We start from the raw sequence: 2573 nt of genomic DNA, 5'->3' as shown, positions 1-2573 counted from the left end.
AGCGAGGTGTAAACCTCACCTACATCAACGCATACAACAAACTTGTAGGTGCGAATTTATTTCGCGCTCATGTAACTGCTTTAATGCGGCTTTAATAAAAACAAAGCGAGGTATAAAACCTCACCTACATCAACACATACACCAAACTTGTAGGTACGAATTTACTTCGCGCTCATGTAACTTGGCTTTAATGCCGCTTTAATAAAAACAAAGCGAGATATAAAACCTTACCTACATCAGCACATACACCAAACTTGTAGGTGCGAATTTATTTCGCGCTCAGGTAACTTGGCTTTAATGCCGCTTTAAAAAAACATAGCGAGGTATAAAACCTCACCTACATCAACACATACACCAAACTTGTAGATACGAATTTACTTCGCGATCATGTAACTGCTTTAATTCAGTTTTAATGCAGCTTTAATAAAAACAAAGCGAGGTATAAAACCTCACCTACATCATCAATACAAACAAAAAAGCCGCTGTATCAAACAGCGGCTTTTAAAAATAAATCGTTAAAAACTAGTGCTCTTCATTAACGATATTGAGATTGTACTTAGGTATTTCAACCACTAAGTCTTCATCTCTTATGATTGCTTGGCAACCTAGACGCGATTCTGGCTCTAAGCCCCATGCTTTATCTAGCATGTCGTCTTCTAGCTCGTCACTTTCTTGTAGTGAATCAAATCCTTCACGAATTACTAAGTGGCATGTAGTACACGCACATGATTTTTCACACGCATGCGCAATACTAATACCGTTTTTAAGTGCAGCATCAAGCACTGTTTGACCACTTGGCGCTTCAATTGCGGCGCCGTCAGGACACAATTCAGGATGTGGAAGAAAAACAATTTGTGGCATTCTAATCTCTCTTAAATGTTGTCTACTGACTGCCCTGTAAGGGCTTTTTTAATTGATGCATCCATTCTGCGCGATGCAAAGTCGCTACTCGCATTATCGACTTTTTCGATAGCTGCTTTTATTTCGTTTGGCTCTTGAGCATTTTCGCGTACTTTTACTAGCTCTGCAATTTCTGCTCTTAAATTAGCTAACTGCATTTCATCAAGTAATGCTCCATCGGTTGCAAGTGACGCGTTCAGCGCCTCTATAACTCGAAGTGCTTCTACTTGTTGCTCTTTAAGCATACGTGCTTGCATATCGCCTTTGGCATTGCTCATCGACTCTTTTAGCATATTTGCAACTTGGTCGTCAGATAAACCAAACGAAGGTTTAACCTGAATTTCAGCTTGCACACCTGTTGATTTTTCCATTGCAGATACACTTAATAAACCATCTGCATCTACTTTAAAGGTCACACGAATATGCGCAGCACCTGCCGCCATTGGTGGAATACCTTTTAAGCTAAATTTAGCAAGCGATCGACAATCATCAACAAGCTCACGCTCGCCTTGCAGTACATGCAACGACATTGCCGTTTGACCATCTTTAAATGTAGTAAATTCTTGCGCGCGTGCCACTGGAATAGTGGTATTGCGAGGAATGATTTTTTCAACCAAACCGCCCATCGTTTCAAGGCCAAGCGACAATGGTAAAACATCAAGTAACAAAATGTCAGAATCAGGCTTATTGCCAATTAACACATCAGCTTGAAGCGCTGCACCAAGTGCTACAACACGATCGGGATCGATTGAAGTAAGTGGCTCTTTATCAAAGAAGCTTTTTACTTGGCTACGTACAAGTGGCATACGGGTTGAGCCGCCTACCATAATAACTTGCAGTACTTCATCGTTTTCTATGCCAGCATCTTTTACAGCACGACGACAAGAACGAAGTGTTTTTTTAACCAGTGGTATAGCTAACTCTTCAAACTTTTCGCGCGTTACTTCAACCGTGTACTTTTGATCGTCAAACTCAAGACCCACATTTACTTTTGCATATTGGCTAAGTGCTTCTTTACATGCTTTAGCTTTATTTATAAATAAACGTAAAACTGAAGGAGATAAACCGGTAACACCTGTTTCTTGCTTAAGGTAATCAACTAACAAAGAATCAAAATCGTCGCCGCCTAAGCTTGAGTCTCCACCTGTTGCAAGCACTTCAAACACACCTTGGTGTAAGCGCAGTACTGATATATCAAACGTACCACCACCTAGGTCATAAACAGCAATGATACCTTCCTGACCTGAGTCTAAACCATAAGCTACAGCNCTGCTGTTGGCTCGTTTAATAAACGCAGTACATTAATACCAGCTAATTCAGCAGCATCTTTGGTGCTTTGGCGCTGTGCGTCATCAAAGTATGCTGGTACTGTGATTACAGCACCTAAAATTTCTTGGTTACCAAAGCTTTTTTCAGCTCGCGCTTTTAATGCACCTAAAATATGGCTAGATGCTTTAATTGGGCTAATTTTGCCAGCTGCAGTTTCAATAGCTAATGCGCCATTATATTGGCAAAAATCATACGGTAATTGACCATAGCTCTGCTCTATTTCGGCTTGAGTTTTACCCAAAAAGCGTTTAACCGAAATTAGTGTATTAGCAGGATCTTGCGTAGCAGCTTGTACAGCTTCTGCACCAATAGTAATACCACCTGCTTGATAACGAACAACCGAC

1 protein-coding gene and 1 pseudogene are annotated in these 2573 nt (G+C 40.7%); both read right to left on the bottom strand.

The genetic code is table 11. The annotated features are described in order from the left end of the window. Positions 1-522: 522 nt before the first annotated feature. On the bottom strand, positions 523-861 hold the full coding sequence (gene fdx, locus L647_RS0106980) for an ISC system 2Fe-2S type ferredoxin (RefSeq protein WP_024610528.1): 339 nt from the start codon (positions 859-861) through the stop codon (positions 523-525). Positions 862-872: 11 nt separating this feature from the next. Then, a pseudogene (gene hscA, locus L647_RS01000000123800) lies at positions 873-2573 on the bottom strand (Fe-S protein assembly chaperone HscA); the annotation flags it as partial.

The sequence above is a fragment of the Pseudoalteromonas sp. TB64 genome (genome assembly GCF_000498095.1).
GTDB lineage: Bacteria > Pseudomonadota > Gammaproteobacteria > Enterobacterales > Alteromonadaceae > Pseudoalteromonas.
This window is presented reverse-complemented; position numbering and strand designations above follow the sequence as displayed.

Excerpts from the sequence above, each read along its gene's own strand:
- fdx (WP_024610528.1), bottom strand. The coding sequence starts at position 861 with ATGCCACAAATTGTTTTTCTTCCACATCCTGAATTGTGTCCTGACGGC.